Here is a 19,410-nt window from a genome sequence, read left to right on the forward strand (position 1 = left end):
TCGCTCTTACCGTATTCGTATTATAGCACTACAGAAAAAAGAAGCCGGATTTTAAGGTTAAAATATATTGAATTAGGTCTCTGGCTGTTGTCTCACAAATTCGTCAATTAAAGTTTCTATGTAATCATGAAAAAAATAATTTTGTTCTATTGTATCGTAGCGACAATCTTCCTTGTACAGCCTGCCTTTTGCCAGACTGATGAAGATACTCCGCTACTGGGTCTTCCGGGTGATAATCTGGATCTGTATGCTGTTTTGGATTTATTTCAAAAATCAAAAACCATCGAAGATTTTGAGAAATCCTTAAATGAAAAAAAATCAGAGGTAAACAATCTCGATTTGGATCTTGACAAAAAAGTCGATTTTATCAAAGTAGTTACCAAAAAAGAAGAATCTTCTTTTACCTTTATTCTTCAGGTAGCGGTCAGCAAAACCGAAACACAGGATGTAGCGGTTATTTTAGTAGACAAGGATAAGGATGGGAAAGTCAGTCTGCAGATGGTCGGTGACGAAGATCTTTATGGCAAAAATTATATTATTGAACCTAAAGCAACAGGATCTTCTGCCGTTACAGCCAATCCTGCTTATTCAGGGCCCGAGCCTGTAACCAAAAGTGTTCCGGCCACAACAACAGTCATAGTTGAAACGGTTCCCATTGTACAGTATGTCTATTCACCGGCTTACGTACCGTATTATCCGCCTTACTATTACGGATATTACCCCCCTTATTTTGCAGCCTTTACAGTAATGGCTGTTGGAATTTATCGCCATCATCATTATCATCATCATGGGGGTTATCACGGAGGTCATTACGGAGGAGGCAACACCGTAATTATCAACAATAAAAACATCTACAACAACTACAATAATAACAAAATGAGATCCGCCACTGTGACCAACAACAGGACCAACGGCAGATACAATAACGGAAACAGTGCCACTAATCGCGCAGCAACAAGACCTTCCGCAGGAACATCAAATCGGGCATCAACAGGAACGTCTGCCTCTAAACGTAATTCTAATCGTGCATCGAACAGTCCTTCTGCAGGAACTTCCAACCGGGCATCCTCAAGGGCTTCAGCTACTAACCGTGCCTCGGCTAAAGGTTCCTCAACGGGAGCAGGCCGAACCAGAATCAATGGGGGTGCAGGTGCAAGATCGGGAGGACGCAGAAGATAAAACAATTATCATACATACAAGGAAAGCCGGACAAATTTTGCCCGGCTTTTTTATGACTGATTATCCCGTTGGTTGAATCCACTATTTTAAATACCCGCCCACAACCTGCATCACCTGATACAACTCTTATTGTCGTGTTTCAAATGGTTTTCTTTTCCCAAAAGCATACGAAGCGGTTATCGTTGGTCCGTTATACCCCCATTTAAGGAAACCTTCCGTTCTGGTTTTGAGCACATCAACAGTAAAATTCATTCCTGTATACCCTAAGGCCAGACTAAGATCCGGAATTACCTGATACATCATTGACAGGTTATAGCTGACGATTTTACCGTCGATATCATTTATTTTTATTGAAAAATAATTTACGTTTCCGTTCAGAGCCAGTTTGTCTGTAAAGGCATACCCGCCCCAAATTCCGATATCAGGAAGAGGCGCTGTAAAATCAAATTTGTCATTGTAACCTACACCTGCAGTCTCTCCTATCAGATTAATACCAACACCTGTTGACAGGGTATGTATTCCCAACTGAAGACCCAATTCATATTTTGGCCCCAGAAAAAAAGCATAGCCGTAAGAGAACTGATAAATATCGACTTTGAAATACGAACTTACCGTTGCATTTACCGGATAAGTATGATCTCCAAATTCAATAGTCTTTTGTAACTGCTTGCTGGTGTTGCGGTCGAGATGAAAAAAACCCAGATCAAATCTTGACCTGCGGGAAGCGCGCCATTGGAAATTCCCTAAAAAGGTAGTAGTTGACTTTTTAAAACCCAAATCATCTTCAAAATCAATCTCTGTTCCAAAAGACCCGTCGCGATTTCCAACTTCAATTTTGGTATTGTTCACCGGAAAAAAGACTCCGGCTGTAAGCTTAAATCGTCTGACAAACCATGGTGGTGTCGGTTTTGGCTTTTTATATAAATTCAGATCATCCGTAGTATTGTCTGTTAAGATGGAATTTTGATCCTGCTCTGCTACAGTATTTCCAAATTTCGCTGAAGTATCAGCCGTTTCCTGTGAAAAAGATTCTGCAGAGATTAACAAAATCCCAAGAATCAAAATGCTTTTAAATGTAGTGGTACCGTTCATGATTTCTTTTTTTTTTTGCACCAAACCAACTCTTACAGAATTGGTTGTAGTGATGTGAATAATAAAAATAGATGGTTAACAGCTTATAAAATATTTATAATAATATCAAAAAGAATATTCAACCGTTGCATAATAAGCGATGGTTCTTTCCTTTTTTATTCAGATAATCTCTTTTGTCGCCATAGACAAATTCAAACCCCACTGCCACATTTTATATGGGGTTAAAAAACATATTTATTTGTATACTCTCAATATTAATTGTTGACTCTTCCTTGCGCCAATCAACGTTTTTTTTTAAAAGGTCTCTCCCGCATTCAGATAAAATCCTTTTGAATGTCGCCCCCATGCATAATCAACTATCAGGTTGGTGCGGGTTGCTTTATCAATTAAAATGCGAAGACCAATTCCTACTGCAGGCTGGATATAATCAAATAACCTGACATTCGTATCGATATTACTTGCTGTCACAAAATTGGTAAAAACAGTTCCACTCAATAATTCATTACAGGTAATGGGAAAACGAAATTCAGTGGAGAGATAAATCATATTGCTTCCACGGAATAAACCCTGCGTATATCCCTCACCGCTTCTGCTTCTTTGGTCCCAGCCAATTGCCGGAAGGTTCAGATAGGGAACCTTACCGCTGGTAAGAAATTGCCCGTATACCCAGAGTCCTAATATATAGCGGCTGCTTTTGGAACTTAGCGGAATAAATTGGCGATATTCGGAATATAACACTGAACTGCTTTGCTGATCGTTGAATAAATCCGGATTAATCCGGTAATTAATGTTAGCAAACGTTCCGCGGGTAGCATTTACCTGATTGTCCCTGGAATCATAAACTAAGTTAAGACTGAAACCATTTAAAAAATATTCCAAATCATTGAATCCGTACTTTTGACTGTAAGTGTAATGATAGGTATATGCTCCGTTTAGCACATCCAGATTTTTATCTTTAATAGACGAATACCAATCAATGTCAATCCCGGCACCTACATAAAAATTTTCCCGGACCTCCCATGAAACGGATTGATGAAATTTAAAATAATTATAATCCATTGGCTGCCCGATACTTTCCAACGCAAAATCCGGATTTTCCCTTTCCGTAGGAATAATGTTTGTACCAAGTCCATAATTCGACTGAGAAAAAAGATACAGGCGATAATCTCCGTTTAAATAGATTTTATTGTTGCGCAGCAATACGCTGTTTTTGGCATTTATCAGAAGTTGCTTTTTAGTCGTATAGGTCACCCCTAAGTTTATTATAGAATATTTATCCTTAAGTTCTTTACCTTTAAATGTATATTGTGCAACACCACCAAACACAAATCCTGTGGCCGGCTGAGATCCGATAACAGGAATGATTAGAAAAAAACTGTTTTTTACAGGCTTTACAACAAGCAGCGAATCTTTTTTCTTAAAAAGTTCAAATAACGTTTTAGGTTCACATGAAATACTATCATGCACCTTTTCCTGAGCTTCTACTACAGTATGAATACATAAAATAAAAATCACGACCGTGACAATGAAAAATTCACTTTTAAATTTTAATAGCATACAAAATACTGTTTTTAGATAAACATTATTAAATATTTAAAATGACAGAAAGCGTAATTTTGTAGTAGTAATAAAACAAATATAATAATATTTTGTTAAAAATGTTAAAATTTTATATAAAAAATAAAATTACATTAACACTTGTTAAGTGAATTTATAAAGATTGTATTGGGCGAAAAAAAGGTACTTTACGATTGTTATCCTTTAAAGATTATAATAATTTAAAACGTATACCAAGAAGGGCTCAGTAAATTAATTGAATAATTATTATTTTTCACTCTTGGAATAGTTGATATCGGTTTCAAACTTTGTGCCTGTGGTATGTGCCACTACGGTCATTCTCTTCTTTTTAATTGACACTGTTATCTTTCTCCCATCGTCATGAAGAAGCTCATAGGTTTTGACTGTCGTCTGAGGATCTTTATTTTCACTTACTATTTTAAAAATTTGTGGCTCTTTATAATCTATACGGACACTGCAGGTTTTAGCTTCTTCATTAAGAAGTACTGCTATTTCATGTTTTTCAACGCTGCTGGTACCATCAGCTTTTTTTACATATAATTTACCAACTTCATAATAATGCTCCTGAGAATAGGAAATCATCCCCACTAATAAAAAAACCATGACTAATAATTTATTTTTCATAATTAATTTTTAATACAAATATACAATTATAATAGATTTATAATCAACACTTTAAATAAAATATTTTTGTTTATTTTTTGTAATTTTTAACTTTAATCTTTTAAAATATACAATCCGGTAATTTAAAATTTAAAAAAATTATACCCCGAAAGTTAAATATGTTAGTGTGTGTTTTTTGCTTAAATTGCTGTACTATATCCAAAATCATCACTCTAAAAATAAATAAAATGGATGCAAGTATCTTAAATCAGACGGAAGCCTGGATTATCGCCCTTATACTTTTTACATCGATGCTTATTTCAAGCTTTATTGGGAAGCTTACGGGAAATTATATTAAGAATAAAGAGAACACGGAAGAAAAATCGACTGAAACCTCTGCACTCATTGCATTGCTTTTTTTCTTACTGGCATTTACATTTGGAATGAGCGGGGATCGTTACGATTCGCGAAGAAAAATTGTTGTCGAAGAGGCCAATAATATTGGTACTGCTATATTGCGAAGCGATTTATATCCTGACTCCACAAGAACTTTATTCCGTAAAGATTTCAAAGAATATGTGGAAACGAGAATATCTTATTACGAGGTGCGCGCAGATGCAAAAGGAATTGTAAAGGCTGATAGTTTATCTCAGGTTATTTCCTCAAAATTGTGGAAACGCGCTACCCAATTATCTCACGATCCTGCTAACCTTGCTGCAACGCAACAGATGATTCCCGCTTTAAACGACATGATTGACGTAACCACTTCCCGTCTTGCCGGAGAGAAAGCAAAAGTTCCTCAGAGCATTTTAGTCATGTTGTTTTTTTTGGCTAGCATAATCGCATTTTACGGCGGTTACTCGGAAGGCCGAAAAGGAAAAATTGACTGGTTAGTCCAAATCGGATTTTGTCTTATCGTGTCTTTAGTTGTTTTATTTACAATAGATTTGGACAGACCCAGAAGAGGCTTCGTAAATTTAGACGTACCCAATCAGACCATAATTGATTTGAGAAAGAATTTTGAGTAATTTTTCCATAAACCCTGAGCCCGTATTTTTTTAATACCTGACATCCTTTTGAAAAACACAGAAGGAATGATTTTCTTTACGATCCTTAATTCAATTTTAATCTGTATTTTAGTTTTAAAGAAAATTCAAAAGCCTTAAAATAATCTTTAAATTTTAAAAATATGCGTGCTATACTCATTCTAACATTCTCGTTACTCTTGTTCTCTTGTAAAAATGAAACAAAAACGGAAACTCTTTTCGACTATTTTACATACAAAGAAAATGACCCGATAGAGTCAGCCGGAGTAAAAATGATTCCAATTAAAACTCCTGTCGGAGAATTCAAAGTCTGGACAAAACGTTTTGGTAACAATCCAAAAATAAAAATATTGCTTTTACATGGAGGCCCGGCAATGACTCATGAGTACATGGAATGTTTTGAGACATTTTTTCAGCGTGAAGGATTTGAATTTTACGAGTATGACCAACTGGGATCCTATTACAGCGATCAGCCAAAAGACAGCAGTTTATGGACTACTGAGAGATTTGTTGAGGAAGTCGAACAAGTCCGAAAAGCTATCGGTGCTGATAAAAATAATTTTTATGTATTAGGAAATTCATGGGGAGGAATCTTGGCCATGGAATATGCACTAAAATATCAAAAAAACCTTAAAGGACTCTTAGTTTCCAATATGGTAGCAAGTGCCCCGGAATACGGTAAATATGCCGATGAAGTCTTAGCCAAACAAATGAAACCAGAGATATTGGCAGAAATTAGAGCTTTAGAAGCTAAAAAAGACTTCAATAATCCACGCTATATGGAACTTTTAATTCCTAATTTCTATAAAGAACATCTGTGCAGATTAAAAGAATGGCCAGATGGATTAAATCGCGCAAGTAAACATGTCAACGGAGAAATCTATACATTAATGCAGGGACCAAGCGAATTTGGAATAAGCGGCCGTTTAGCCAAATGGGACATTAAGAATCGCCTGCATGAAATTACAATTCCAACCCTAATGATTGGTGCCAAATATGACACTATGGATCCCAAAGCAATGGAAGCACAAAGTAAATTAGTTCAAAATGGACGTTACTTATATTGTCCAAATGGAAGTCATCTGGCGATGTGGGACGATCAAAAAGTTTTTATGAGCGGTGTTATCCAGTTCATAAATGATGTTAACGAAAATAAGCTATAAAATCTTAGTAAAAAAATAATCAAACAGTTACAAAAATATTGTAACTGTTTTTTTTTTAACCTTACATTTAAATTCTATTTTGAGAATGGTTTTAATTTACTTTTTACGTATCCCTAAATTACTGCGCCTGAGGATATCAAAAAAAACTACTGCATAATTTAAAAGAACGAACCTCAGTTATTGTTTGTGGGCGTTTCCCTGTGGGTCGGGCTCTACGCTAAATCTTTTGCGGGATTGGTTTGGGGTGCTTTTAGAGATTTACGTTCCCCGCAAAAGGATACCGCTGCGATCCCTAACGCACCTTTAAGGGTAATTTGAGATCTGTTTTCCAAAAGAATCCCAAAACAGCCCCTCCAGCCTTGCGCCCCTTGCAATTTAATTTTTACTGCTCCTCAGGTTTTCGTATTGATCGTCTTAAACAAAGAAATCTAGTCAAGGAAATCACCCTGGATATGGCTGGAAATATGGGATTGATAGCTAAAAAGTGTTTTCCTAATGCTACTCGCGTTACAGACCGATTCCATGTTCAAAAGCTAGCTACAGAGGCCCTGCAGGAAATCAGGATTAAACATCGTTGGGAAGTTATCGATCAGGAAAATGATGCTAGTGAAAAAGCCAAAAAATCAAAAGTAAATTTCGAATCTATAATACTTTCAAATGGGGATACTCTTAAACAATTACTGGCCAGAAGTCGCTATTTCTTGTACAAAACCAAATCGAAATGGACTCAAAATCAAACAGAACGTGCTGCGTTACTATTTGAATTGTATCCTGATATTCAAAAAGGATACAATCTAACTCAAGAGCTCCGTAGCATCTTTGAGAATACAAAAGACAAAGTCATTGGTTTTGCAAAATTAGCCAAATGGCATGAAAAAGTAAATCAATCTGGGTTTAAGTCTTTCGGTACAATTTCTCGTACCATTATGAATCATTATCAAACCATATTAAATTATTTTGACAACAGAAGCACTAATGCCTCTGCAGAATCATTCAATGCTAAAATAAAAGCATTCAGATCAAAATTCAGAGGTGTTAGAAATATAGAATACTTCCTTTTTAGACTAACTAATATTTATGCGTAATTTTTACTGCTCCTCAGGTTTTCGTATTGATCGTCAAAAACTCCTTTGCGGGCTTTGCGTTTAAATTCCACGATTCAACATAAAACAAAAAACCCTGTTTCGTTTGAAACAGGGCTTTTAAAAAGAAAGGCGACGACATACTCTCCCACATAACTGCAGTACCATCTGCGCAGGCGGGCTTAACTACTCTGTTCGGGATGGGAAGAGGTGAGCCCCGCCGCAATAACCACCTTAAGGTCGTTGTTACTTGAGGTAACTTGCAATTAATTAAAAATTTAGAATTAAAAATTAAAAAAATTGCAATAATATCTTAACATACTGAGATAAAGAAAGTTTTTTATTTTAGAAAGTTTCTCCCCGAGCCTTGCGGCCCGGGAAAAGGGTGTACATAAGCTTACGGATTATTAGTACTACTCGACTATGACATTACTGCCTTTACATCTATAGCCTATCAACGTGGTCATCTTCCACGATCCTTAAAAGAAATCTCATCTTGTGGTGGGTTTCGCGCTTATATGCTTTCAGCGCTTATCCCTTCCAAACGTAGCTACTCTGCGATGCTCCTGGCGGAACAACAGATACACTAGAGGTTTGTCCAATTCGGTCCTCTCGTACTAGAATCAGATCCACTCAAATTTCTAACGCCCACAGTAGATAGAGACCGAACTGTCTCACGACGTTCTGAACCCAGCTCGCGTGCCACTTTAATGGGCGAACAGCCCAACCCTTGGGACCTTCTCCAGCCCCAGGATGTGACGAGCCGACATCGAGGTGCCAAACCCCCCCGTCGATATGAGCTCTTGGGGGAGATCAGCCTGTTATCCCCGGCGTACCTTTTATCCTTTGAGCGATGGCCCTTCCATGCGGAACCACCGGATCACTATGCTCTACTTTCGTACCTGATCGACCTGTATGTCTCTCAGTCAAGCTCCCTTATGCCATTGCACTCTACGCACGGTTACCAAGCGTACTGAGGGAACCTTTAGAAGCCTCCGTTACTCTTTTGGAGGCGACCACCCCAGTCAAACTACCCACCAAGCAATGTCCCCCACGTTTGTGGGGTTAGGCCTCAGATAAACAAAGGGTTGTATTTCAACAATGACTCCACAACGCCTGGCGACGCCACTTCACAGTCTCCAACCTATCCTACACATCATTTATCCAAGGTCAATACTAAGCTATAGTAAAGGTGCACAGGGTCTTTTCGTCCCACTGCGGGTAAACGGCATCTTCACCGTTACTACAATTTCACCGAGCTCATGGCTGAGACAGTGTCCAGATCGTTACACCATTCGTGCAGGTCGGAACTTACCCGACAAGGAATTTCGCTACCTTAGGACCGTTATAGTTACGGCCGCCGTTTACTGGGGCTTCAATTCAATGCTTCTCCGAAGATAACATCTCCTCTTAACCTTCCAGCACCGGGCAGGTGTCAGGCCCTATACTTCATCTTACGATTTTGCAGAGCCCTGTGTTTTTGATAAACAGTCGCCTGGACCTCTTCACTGCGGCCCTGTATTGCTACAGGGCGACCCTTCTCCCGAAGTTACGGGTCTATTTTGCCTAATTCCTTAGCCATGAATCTCTCGAGCACCTTAGGATTCTCTCCTCAACTACCTGTGTCGGTTTACGGTACTGGTACTAATTACCTGAAGTTTAGAGGTTTTTCTTGGAAGCCCTTAGGCGCACTATCTCTTTGTCCGAAGACTCCGAGTACTATCGTATTTCCCCAAGCCGCGTGGATTTGCCTGCGCAGCTTATAGGTAGGTACTTCAACGAACTATTCCGTCAGTTCGCGGCGCTTTCATCACTCCGTCACCCCATCACAGTAATTAGTAGTACGGGAATATTAACCCGTTAGCCATCGACTGTCCCTTTCGGGTTCGCCTTAGGACCAGACTAACCCACAGCTGATTAGCATAGCTGTGGAAACCTTAGTTTTTCGGTGTGCGGGTTTCTCGCCCGCATTATCGTTACTTATGCCTACATTTTCTTTTCTAACCAGTCCAGCATACCTTACGATACACCTTCAACCCTGTTAGAATGCTCCCCTACCACTTAGAGTAAACTCTAAATCCATAGCTTCGGTAATATACTTATGCCCGATTATTATCCATGCTCGTCCGCTCGACTAGTGAGCTGTTACGCACTCTTTAAATGAATGGCTGCTTCCAAGCCAACATCCTAGCTGTCTGGGCAGACAAACCTCGTTCTTTCAACTTAGTATATATTTGGGGACCTTAGCTGATGGTCTGGGTTCTTTCCCTCTCGGACTTGGACCTTAGCACCCAAGCCCTCACTGTTATCAATCATTATATAGCATTCGGAGTTTGTCAGGAATTGGTAGGCGGTGAAGCCCCCGCATCCAATCAGTAGCTCTACCTCTATATAACTAAAATAACGCTGCACCTAAATGCATTTCGGGGAGTACGAGCTATTTCCGAGTTTGATTGGCCTTTCACCCCTACCCACAGGTCATCCGAAGACTTTTCAACGTCAACCGGTTCGGACCTCCACTGTGTGTTACCACAGCTTCATCCTGCCCATGGGTAGATCACACGGTTTCGCGTCTAACACTACTGACTAAAGCGCCCTATTCAGACTCGCTTTCGCTACGGATCCGTGACTTAACCACTTATCCTTGCCAGCAACGTTAACTCGTAGGCTCATTATGCAAAAGGCACGCCGTCACCCCACGAAAGGGCTCCGACCGCTTGTAAGCGTATGGTTTCAGGATCTATTTCACTCCGTTATTCACGGTTCTTTTCACCTTTCCCTCACGGTACTGGTTCACTATCGGTCTCTCAGGAGTATTTAGCCTTAGCGGATGGTCCCGCCAAATTCAGACAGGGTTTCACGTGCCCCGCCCTACTCAGGATACCACTATCTATTATACTCATTACTTATACAGGGCTATCACCTTCTCCGGCTTTACTTTCCAGTAAATTCTAATTCTTTGTACATAAAATGTCGTGGTCCTACAACCCCAACATTGCCGTAACAACATTGGTTTGGGCTAATCCGCGTTCGCTCGCCACTACTTACGGAATCACTTTTGTTTTCTTCTCCTCCGCCTACTTAGATGTTTCAGTTCAGCGGGTTTGCCCACCTATCGGTGTACTATGTCTTCAACATAGTGGGTTGCCCCATTCAGGTATCTACGGATCAATCGGTGTGTGCCCGTCCCCGTAGCTTTTCGCAGCTTATCACGCCTTTCATCGCCTCTGAGAGCCAAGGCATCCCCCATACGCCCTTATTTTGCTTATTGTACCAATCATAAAATCAATTATGACCGTTTTTTTTGTCTTTTACTATAAATAGTAAAAAACGCTTTCTACTTTTTATTATTTCTTATCTCAATATGTCAATGAACTTTGTTTAGCTATAAGCTTTAGGCATTACGCCTTAGGCTTTTTTGCTTACGGCTTAAAGCATATAGCTTAAAACCTTTTGTGGAGAATAACGGAGTCGAACCGTTGACCTCCTGCGTGCAAGGCAGGCGCTCTAGCCAGCTGAGCTAATCCCCCTTTTTAATTAAAAATTAAAAATCGTGAATTAAAAATTATGAACTTTTTGATCCTTAATCTTTCAACTTCTAAAATTTCCTTTTTTTAAGTTTAAATAGTTGTCTCGGACAGACTCGAACTGTCGACCCCTACATTATCAGTGTAGTACTCTAACCAGCTGAGCTACGAGACACTCTTATTCCTAAAATTTATTATTTGAACTAACAGCAAGAGTAAAATAGTCTTAAAATTAAAACCTTTAAAGCTTCTTCTTTTTTCCTCAGCGTGCACAAGTGCTAACACTAAGGCTCTAGAAAGGAGGTGTTCCAGCCGCACCTTCCGGTACGGCTACCTTGTTACGACTTAGCCCTAGTTACCAGTTTTACCCTAGGCAGCTCCTTGCGGTCACCGACTTCAGGCACCCCCAGCTTCCATGGCTTGACGGGCGGTGTGTACAAGGCCCGGGAACGTATTCACCGGATCATGGCTGATATCCGATTACTAGCGATTCCAGCTTCACGGAGTCGAGTTGCAGACTCCGATCCGAACTGTGACCGGTTTTATAGATTCGCTCCTGGTCGCCCAGTGGCTGCTCTCTGTACCGGCCATTGTAGCACGTGTGTAGCCCAAGGCGTAAGGGCCGTGATGATTTGACGTCATCCCCACCTTCCTCACAGTTTGCACTGGCAGTCTTGTTAGAGTTCCCGACACGACTCGCTGGCAACTAACAACAGGGGTTGCGCTCGTTATAGGACTTAACCTGACACCTCACGGCACGAGCTGACGACAACCATGCAGCACCTTGTAAATTGTCTTGCGAAAGATCTGTTTCCAAACCGGTCAATCTACATTTAAGCCTTGGTAAGGTTCCTCGCGTATCATCGAATTAAACCACATGCTCCACCGCTTGTGCGGGCCCCCGTCAATTCCTTTGAGTTTCATTCTTGCGAACGTACTCCCCAGGTGGGATACTTATCACTTTCGCTTAGCCACTGAAATTGCTTCCAACAGCTAGTATCCATCGTTTACGGCGTGGACTACCAGGGTATCTAATCCTGTTCGCTACCCACGCTTTCGTCCATCAGCGTCAATCAATTAGTAGTAACCTGCCTTCGCAATTGGTATTCCATGTAATCTCTAAGCATTTCACCGCTACACTACATATTCTAGTTACTTCCTAATAATTCAAGTTCAGCAGTATCAATGGCCGTTCCACCGTTGAGCGATGGGCTTTCACCACTGACTTACTAAACCGCCTACGGACCCTTTAAACCCAATGATTCCGGATAACGCTTGGATCCTCCGTATTACCGCGGCTGCTGGCACGGAGTTAGCCGATCCTTATTCTTACAGTACCGTCAAGCTGGTTCACGAACCAGTGTTTCTTCCTGTACAAAAGCAGTTTACAATCCATAGGACCGTCATCCTGCACGCGGCATGGCTGGATCAGGCTTGCGCCCATTGTCCAATATTCCTCACTGCTGCCTCCCGTAGGAGTCTGGTCCGTGTCTCAGTACCAGTGTGGGGGATCTCCCTCTCAGGACCCCTACCCATCGTAGCCTTGGTAAGCCGTTACCTTACCAACTAGCTAATGGGACGCATGCTCATCTTTTACCGTTGTGACTTTAATAATATCTCGATGCCGAGTCATTATACTATGAGGTATTAATCCAAATTTCTCTGGGCTATCCCTCTGTAAAAGGTAGATTGCATACGCGTTACGCACCCGTGCGCCGGTCTCTGGTTCCGAAGAACCATACCCCTCGACTTGCATGTGTTAAGCCTGCCGCTAGCGTTCATCCTGAGCCAGGATCAAACTCTTCATCGTATATTGTTGATCTGATTAATCAGATCGTTTTGTTATTCGAATCAGTCTCTATCGGTTCTTTCTAATCTCTCGATTATCTTACTCTTTATTCTTTTGCCTTAACATCTCTGTTAAAGCGGCTGTCAATTCAATATGTCTACGAACGTGTATTTCTTCTTTTCGCTTGTTTCTCAAAGCGGGTGCAAAACTACAACTTCTTTTTTAATTAGCAAGAACTTTATGAAGATTTTTTTTGAAACTTTTTTCAAGTCTCGCATCCTCCAAATCCCTACCAATCTATCAATGAACTTTCCGTGTTTTGCGGGGTGCAAATGTAACATCTGTTTTCAAATCTCACAAGCTTTTTTAAATCTTTTTTGAAAATAAATTTTCCCTTTGATTTGTAATGCCTGTCAGTATTTCGATGAACGCCCGTCGCTGTTGCGGGTGCAAAAGTAGCCCCTTTATTTACATTTACAAGGCTTTTTATAAACTATTTTTAATCTTTTTTCTAAGTTACTGGTTTTATGTTTTTTACAAACCGATCTTTTTTCCCTTTTGGTTGATTTTTGATGGTTCTGTCAATTTTGGCCGGATTTGCCATGAAGGTTTTAAGAAGAGAAGTTTTTTTTTAAACCACATTTACCCCCTTTCACGTAAAGTCGCAAGGGCGCAAAGTTTATTCTTTATACTTATATATAGGTATACCTCTTATGAAAACCACTGCCCTAGCCCCGATGGAAGTGGAAATCCTTTTGATTTTTGCTGCCAAAAAGCAAAAGATTGGAACGGACAGCGGGATTAAGCTCCTCATTTAAACTAAATTCCAAATACCTAAATTCCAATACTCTTCATTATATACGTATAAAAACAAACCCGAGAGGTTTTGAAAACCTATCGGGGTGGATATTCGAAATAGTACCTTATATATAGGAGTGAGAAAACCGTCCTTAATATATAGGTATACTATTTAGTTCATACTGTCTATTACTTCTTTTGTAATACGGATACTTTTTAGTTTTGCCTGATGATCAAAAACTGGACTGGTTGCCATTAGTTCATCTACACGCGAGTAGTCGATGAATTTTTTAAGATCTGTTTTCAGTTGTTCTTTGTTTCCTGTGAAGGTACATGCGGTCATTTGATCGACATGAAAACGTTCTTCTTCGCTCATGATATCATCCAGAGAATCTACGGGCGGCTGCAAACCTTTGCGATCGTTTCTAATTAAGTTGAGAAACATCTGATACAGGCTTGTAGATAGTCTCTCGGCTTCTTCATTTGTATCGGCTGCAATGATATTAACGCAGGCCATGGTTTTGGGTTTCTCTAAAACTTCGGAAGGCTGAAAGTTTTCGCGGTAAAACTCAAAAGCCTGAATCATTTGGCGTGGTGCAAAATGTCCGGCGAATGCATAGGGTAATCCGTAAGCGGCGGCAAGAGCTGCACTTTCCATGCTTGAACCTAAAATCCAGATGGGAACATTTGTGCCTTCAGCTGGAAATGCTCTTACTTTTGCTGTTGCATTTTCGGCGGAAAAATAGTCCTGAAGCTTCGTTACATTTTGAGGAAAACGTTGTGCCTGCTCAAAAAAGTCTTTTCGGATGGCTTCGGCTGTTGGCTGATCTGTTCCCGGTGCTCTTCCTAATCCTAAATCGATTCGGTTTGGATAGAGTGTCTCCAGTGTTCCGAATTGCTCGGCTACTATTAAAGGAGAATGATTCGGCAACATGATTCCGCCTGAACCTACCCGGATATCTTGGGTCTGACTGGCGATGTAACCAATCAAAACGACTGTTGCAGAACTGGCCACATGTGCCATATTGTGATGTTCGGCCAGCCAAAAACGCTTGTAACCTAAGGTATCTGCCTCTTGTGCTATTTCTTTTGTTTTCTTAAATGTTTCAGTTGCGTTGCTATCTTGTGTAATGATAGCGAGTTCTAATATGGAGATTGAAATTGGGTTTTTCATATATAATGTAACTTTTATGCAAAATTAATTCATTTGATACAAAGCCCGGATTCTTTCGTGTTAATAGAATTATAATATTTGTAGCTACAAATGTCGTTTTAATTTAATTGAAGGTTTATCAATTTATATTTTGTTTTTCCGTCATGAGCAATTGTAAAATTTGTTGAATGAGAGTCTATTTCTAATTTTGAATGCGTATCGATAATTAATCTAATCGTACGACATGCAAAAGTTTCCTGAATCTGAGGAAGTTCTATGCTAACGCTAGCTTCCTTTATAAGGTCTATTTCTTTATGAAAAACAATTTAAAAAGAGGACATTTCAATACTCTAAAATGCTTTTTACAAAATTTATGAGGAATACTAAAGTCAAATGATTTAAATCCTAAATTTGTATTTCGAAATACTATTCGATTTTAGCAACATCCTCAAATGACACATAAAATTTTAATTATAGACGACGAAGAAAAACTCAGAAGTCTGTTGGCACGTATTGTAAAATCGGAAGGCTTTGAAGTCCTGGAAGCCAAAGATCTGAAATCGGGTTTTAAAAAACTGGAACAAACCGATATTGATGTCGTTTTGTGTGATGTAAAATTACCCGACGGAAACGGAGTTGCTTTTTTACAGCAGATAAAAGGAAGTTTCCCTCTTACTGAAGTTATTTTGCTAACGGCGTTCGGGAATATCGCAGATGGGGTTCAGGCCATGAAGAATGGTGCTTTTGATTATATTGTAAAAGGAGATGACAATGACAAGATTATTCCGCTTCTGTATAAAGCTGTCGAAAAAGTGCATTTGCAAAAAAAGGTACAGCAGCTTGAGAAACGTATTGGCGATAAATACTCTTTTGATATTATTATAGGGAAATCCAAAGGAATTGAACAGGTTATTGATCTTGCCAAAAAAGTCGCTAAAACTGATTCGACCGTTTTACTCACTGGTGAGACCGGAACAGGAAAAGAGGTTTTTGCACAGGCCATTCATGAAAACAGTAATCGTGTTGGTAAATCTTTTGTCGCTTTAAATTGCAGTACTTTCAGCAAGGAAATTCTGGAAAGCGAACTTTTCGGTCATAAACAAGGTGCTTTTACCGGTGCTCTTAAAGATAAGAAAGGTTTTATTGAAGAAGCCAATGGCGGTACTTTATTTCTGGATGAAATTGGAGAAATGCCAATTGAACTGCAGGCCAAATTATTACGTGTCTTAGAGACCAGCGAATACATTCCGGTTGGTGATACTACTCCAAAAAAATCCAATTTCAGATTAATTGCTGCCACAAACAGGGATTTAAAAACCGAAAGTGATGAACATCGTTTTCGATCTGATTTATATTTTCGTCTGAATATTTTCGAAATTAAACTTCCTCCACTTCGGGAAAGAATCAAAGATATTACCGCATTGACCCTCTCTTTTGTGAAGCAGTTCTCTGAAAAAACAAACAAGAAAACGCTTGAAATCTCAGATGACTTTCTTCATAAATTAGAAAATTACTCGTGGCCGGGAAATATCCGGGAACTCAAAAATATTATTGAACGCTCTGTTATTTTAAGCGATACCGTTTTAACCGCCGATGTCCTGCCTTATGAGATGCAGCATCAGCCTGAAAAACCTACCAAATCGATGTCGGCTTTTTCCATGCAGAGTATCGAAAAACTGCATATTCAGAAGGTTTTAAACTATACGAAAGGCAATAAGGCCGAAACAGCACGTTTACTCGAAATCGGAATTGCGACTTTGTACCGAAAATTAGACGAGTACGGGATTCAATAACAAAGTTAAATTCCAATCCTGATAGCTATCGGGATAAATTCCAAAATTGAAATTCCAAATTCCAATTGAATTTGAATTTGACCTATCATTTTAATAAAAGCTTATCATTTTGATAGGCTTTTTTTGTGCCTTATTTTTGGCATAATACGGCAACACTTTTATTGACAAGACTTTAGCTGTCTTATCCATTTTTCGGAACAGCTTTTGGCATAAGTGGGAAGAACATAAAAATTCATTCTCATGAAAAATCAAGTTAATTCTATTTACAAACAGGCAGAGCGTTTTGCAGATATCACCAAAAAATCAATTGTTTCCGGTAACATCGTTCGGGCAAAAAAATGCTTGGCACTTGCTGAACGTTTGTTTATTACCGGAAGTATCGAAACTAAAAATGCCATTTCTAATGTGTACATTTTCTCTGTTTCTTCTTTTATGGAAATGCGTCACTGCAACATTTCACATCTTTTTCCTCAAACGCTGAAAGCCGAATATATCAAACAAGTTAATACCTCTGGTGTATAAAATGTTTAATCGGTTAATCGTCTAAAATCTAATAATCCAACAATCTAATAATCTAAAACCTATGTTAATCACTTTTCTTTTAATCGCACTGGCCGTTGTGCTGTTTGCGATCTGTTTTAAATCAGTTGAATTTTTTGAAAAAATCTAAATCATGACTGCACTATTTATTATTTCCATCGCCGTTTTTTGCTATTTGGTTTATGTATTAATTAAACCTGAAAAATTTTAAAAGATGAAAAAGTCACAGTCAAAAAAAATGCTGCTGGTATTTGTTTATGTGGCCTGGACATTCGCTTTTATAACGCTTGTTATGTTTTTATAAAAGCCGAAAAATTATTTAACTTCTAATAAACAAAATATGAACACAGAGTTATTTGGTGTCATTAGTATTTTCATCATTTCGATAGTTTTAGCCATTCCAACAGGAAAATATATTGCTAAAGTTTATTTGGGTGATAAAACATTTCTTGACCCGATTTTCAATCCAATTGAAAAATTTATTTTTAAAATCAGCGGTATCAATTCCACTGAAGAAATGAACTGGAAACAACACTTAAAAGCCCTTTTAAGTATCAACATGATTTGGTTCTTTCTTTGCTTTTTTATTTTGTTGTTTCAGGGATCGTTGTTTTTAAATCCGGATAACAACCCGTCAATGACTCCTGATTTGGCCTTTAATACCGCTATTTCATTTTTGGTAAATTGTAATTTACAGCATTATTCCGGAGAAAGCGGACTATCGTATCTTTCACAAATGGTTTTGATGTTTTTGCAGTTTGTTTCGGCTGGTGTCGGAATGGCAGCAGCAGCAATGGTTTTTACTGCAATGCGTGAAAGAACCACAGATAAACTAGGAAATTTTTACAACTATTTCATCAAAAGCTGTACCCGCATTTTACTGCCTCTTTCTGCTGTTGTTGCAATTGTTTTAGTGTTTAGCGGTACTCCTATGACTTTTGAAGGTAAAGATGCGATTACAACTCTTCAGGGAGACAACGTAGAAGTTTCGCGCGGTCCTGCAGCGGCATTTATTGGAATCAAACATATTGGTACCAATGGCGGGGGATTTTTCGGAGTTAACTCAGCACATCCTTTAGAAAACCCTACTTATATTACCGATGCTGTTGAACTTATTGCGCAACTAATCATTCCTTTTGCAATGATTTTTGCACTTGGCTTTTTCCTTAACAAAAAGAAATTATCATACATCATTTTTGGTGTAATGACTTTGGGATTCTTATTGCTGGTAATTCCAACGGTAATTAGTGAGATGAACGGAAATCCTGCCATCGAAAAAATGGGTATTGCCCAAACAACCGGTGCAATGGAAGGAAAAGAGGTTCGGTTTGGCCCAGCGATTTCAGGTTTCTGGAGCATTGCCACAACAGTAATTTCTACCGGTTCTGTTAATAGTATGCACGATAGTTCAATGCCTGTTTCCGGTGCTATGCAATTACTGGCTATGATGGTAAATGCCTTTTATGGCGGCTGTGGAGTGGGTTATCTTAACTTTTACATTTTCATCATTCTGGCTGTATTTATTTCCGGATTAATGGTAGGCCGAACGCCTGAATTCTTAGGAAAGAAAATTGAAGCACGGGAAGTTAAAATTGCTGCTTTTATTGCAATTCTTCATCCTTTATTAATATTAGCAGGTACTGCTTTAGCTTCTTATTTTGCTGCACATGACACTGCAATGGGGTACTGGTTCAGCGGAAACGCAACAGGCTGGTTAAACAATCCGGGACACCACGGCTTCTCTGAAATGTTATACGAATATACTTCGAGTGCCGCTAACAACGGTTCCGGTTTTGAAGGTTTGGGAGATAATAATCCGTTCTGGAATATTACGACGGGAATTGTATTACTGTTGAGCCGTTTCATTCCTATCGTTGGCCCATTGGCAATTGCAGGATTACTGGCTAACAAAAAATACATTCCGGAAAGTGCCGGAACTTTAAAAACAGACACTACAATTTTTGGTGTAATGGTTTTCGCTGTGATTGCAATTATTGCTGCTTTATCATTCTTCCCAGCGTTGGCTTTAGGTCCATTGGCAGAATATTTTACTTTAAAATAATATAC

At 39.1% G+C, this 19,410-nt stretch carries 12 protein-coding genes, 2 tRNA genes and 3 rRNA genes; 8 read left to right on the forward strand and 9 right to left on the reverse strand.

Annotated features, from left to right (window positions below):
* Positions 1–126: 126 nt before the first annotated feature.
* Positions 127–1,179 (forward strand): hypothetical protein, encoded by a 1,053-nt coding sequence (locus tag HAV12_RS18610; protein WP_197984818.1) that lies wholly within the window; start codon positions 127–129, stop codon positions 1,177–1,179.
* A 126-nt stretch (positions 1,180–1,305) separates the two neighbouring features.
* Here the strand turns inward: HAV12_RS18610 and HAV12_RS18615 are convergent, their stop codons facing one another.
* The 3 genes from HAV12_RS18615 to HAV12_RS18625 form a co-directional block, all read right to left on the reverse strand.
* Positions 1,306–2,271, reverse strand: a complete 966-nt coding sequence (locus HAV12_RS18615; RefSeq protein WP_171570971.1) for a hypothetical protein — start codon at positions 2,269–2,271, stop codon at positions 1,306–1,308.
* Between the two features lie 294 nt (positions 2,272–2,565).
* Positions 2,566–3,828 carry a BamA/TamA family outer membrane protein gene (locus tag HAV12_RS18620; protein ID WP_171570972.1) on the reverse strand — a complete coding sequence of 421 codons (1,263 nt, stop codon included), beginning with the start codon at positions 3,826–3,828 and terminating at the stop codon, positions 2,566–2,568.
* Between the two features lie 267 nt (positions 3,829–4,095).
* Entirely contained in the window at positions 4,096–4,473 is a 378-nt protein-coding gene (locus HAV12_RS18625; RefSeq protein WP_171570973.1) for a hypothetical protein, read from the reverse strand.
* Positions 4,474–4,700: 227 nt separating this feature from the next.
* Between HAV12_RS18625 and HAV12_RS18630 the strand changes: the two genes are divergently transcribed.
* The 3 genes from HAV12_RS18630 (at position 4,701) to HAV12_RS18640 (ending at position 7,746) form a co-directional block, all read left to right on the forward strand.
* Entirely contained in the window at positions 4,701–5,480 is a 780-nt protein-coding gene (locus HAV12_RS18630; RefSeq protein ID WP_171570974.1) for a hypothetical protein, read from the forward strand.
* Between the two features lie 161 nt (positions 5,481–5,641).
* Positions 5,642–6,661 carry a proline-specific peptidase family protein gene (locus tag HAV12_RS18635; RefSeq protein WP_171570975.1) on the forward strand — a complete coding sequence of 340 codons (1,020 nt, stop codon included), beginning with the start codon at positions 5,642–5,644 and terminating at the stop codon, positions 6,659–6,661.
* Positions 6,662–6,975: 314 nt separating this feature from the next.
* A complete protein-coding gene (locus HAV12_RS18640) occupies positions 6,976–7,746 on the forward strand; it encodes a transposase (RefSeq protein ID WP_240345190.1) in 771 nt (256 codons plus the stop codon).
* Positions 7,747–7,870: 124 nt separating this feature from the next.
* Here the strand turns inward: HAV12_RS18640 and rrf are convergent.
* The 6 genes from rrf to HAV12_RS18670 form a co-directional block, all read right to left on the reverse strand.
* Positions 7,871–7,980, reverse strand: a 5S ribosomal RNA gene (gene rrf / locus HAV12_RS18645).
* Positions 7,981–8,130: 150 nt separating this feature from the next.
* Positions 8,131–11,014 (reverse strand): 23S ribosomal RNA (locus HAV12_RS18650).
* A gap of 185 nt (positions 11,015–11,199) precedes the next feature.
* Positions 11,200–11,273, reverse strand: a tRNA-Ala gene (locus HAV12_RS18655).
* Positions 11,274–11,371: 98 nt separating this feature from the next.
* Positions 11,372–11,445: transfer RNA gene (locus HAV12_RS18660), tRNA-Ile, on the reverse strand.
* A 121-nt stretch (positions 11,446–11,566) separates the two neighbouring features.
* Positions 11,567–13,080, reverse strand: a 16S ribosomal RNA gene (locus HAV12_RS18665).
* Together the 16S, 23S and 5S rRNA genes with 2 tRNA genes alongside form the textbook arrangement of a ribosomal RNA operon.
* 949 nt (positions 13,081–14,029) lie before the next feature.
* Positions 14,030–15,031, reverse strand: coding sequence for an LLM class flavin-dependent oxidoreductase (locus tag HAV12_RS18670; RefSeq protein WP_171570976.1), 1,002 nt, complete (start codon positions 15,029–15,031; stop codon positions 14,030–14,032).
* A gap of 431 nt (positions 15,032–15,462) precedes the next feature.
* Here HAV12_RS18670 and HAV12_RS18675 point away from each other — a divergent pair, with 431 nt between their 5' ends.
* The 4 genes from HAV12_RS18675 (at position 15,463) to kdpA (ending at position 19,405) form a co-directional block, all read left to right on the forward strand.
* Entirely contained in the window at positions 15,463–16,803 is a 1,341-nt protein-coding gene (locus HAV12_RS18675; protein WP_132038220.1) for a sigma-54 dependent transcriptional regulator, read from the forward strand.
* Positions 16,804–17,043: 240 nt separating this feature from the next.
* Positions 17,044–17,325, forward strand: a complete 282-nt coding sequence (locus tag HAV12_RS18680; protein WP_132038219.1) for a hypothetical protein — start codon at positions 17,044–17,046, stop codon at positions 17,323–17,325.
* A gap of 151 nt (positions 17,326–17,476) precedes the next feature.
* Positions 17,477–17,554: a K(+)-transporting ATPase subunit F gene (gene kdpF, locus HAV12_RS18685; RefSeq protein WP_081676949.1), complete on the forward strand. Its 78-nt coding sequence runs from the start codon at positions 17,477–17,479 to the stop codon at positions 17,552–17,554.
* Between the two features lie 129 nt (positions 17,555–17,683).
* A complete protein-coding gene (gene kdpA, locus HAV12_RS18690) occupies positions 17,684–19,405 on the forward strand; it encodes a potassium-transporting ATPase subunit KdpA (protein ID WP_171570977.1) in 1,722 nt (573 codons plus the stop codon).
* Positions 19,406–19,410 lie beyond the last annotated feature (5 nt).

The organism is Flavobacterium sp. CLA17 (genome assembly GCF_013112255.2).
In the GTDB taxonomy this organism is placed as follows: Bacteria; Bacteroidota; Bacteroidia; order Flavobacteriales; family Flavobacteriaceae; genus Flavobacterium; species Flavobacterium circumlabens.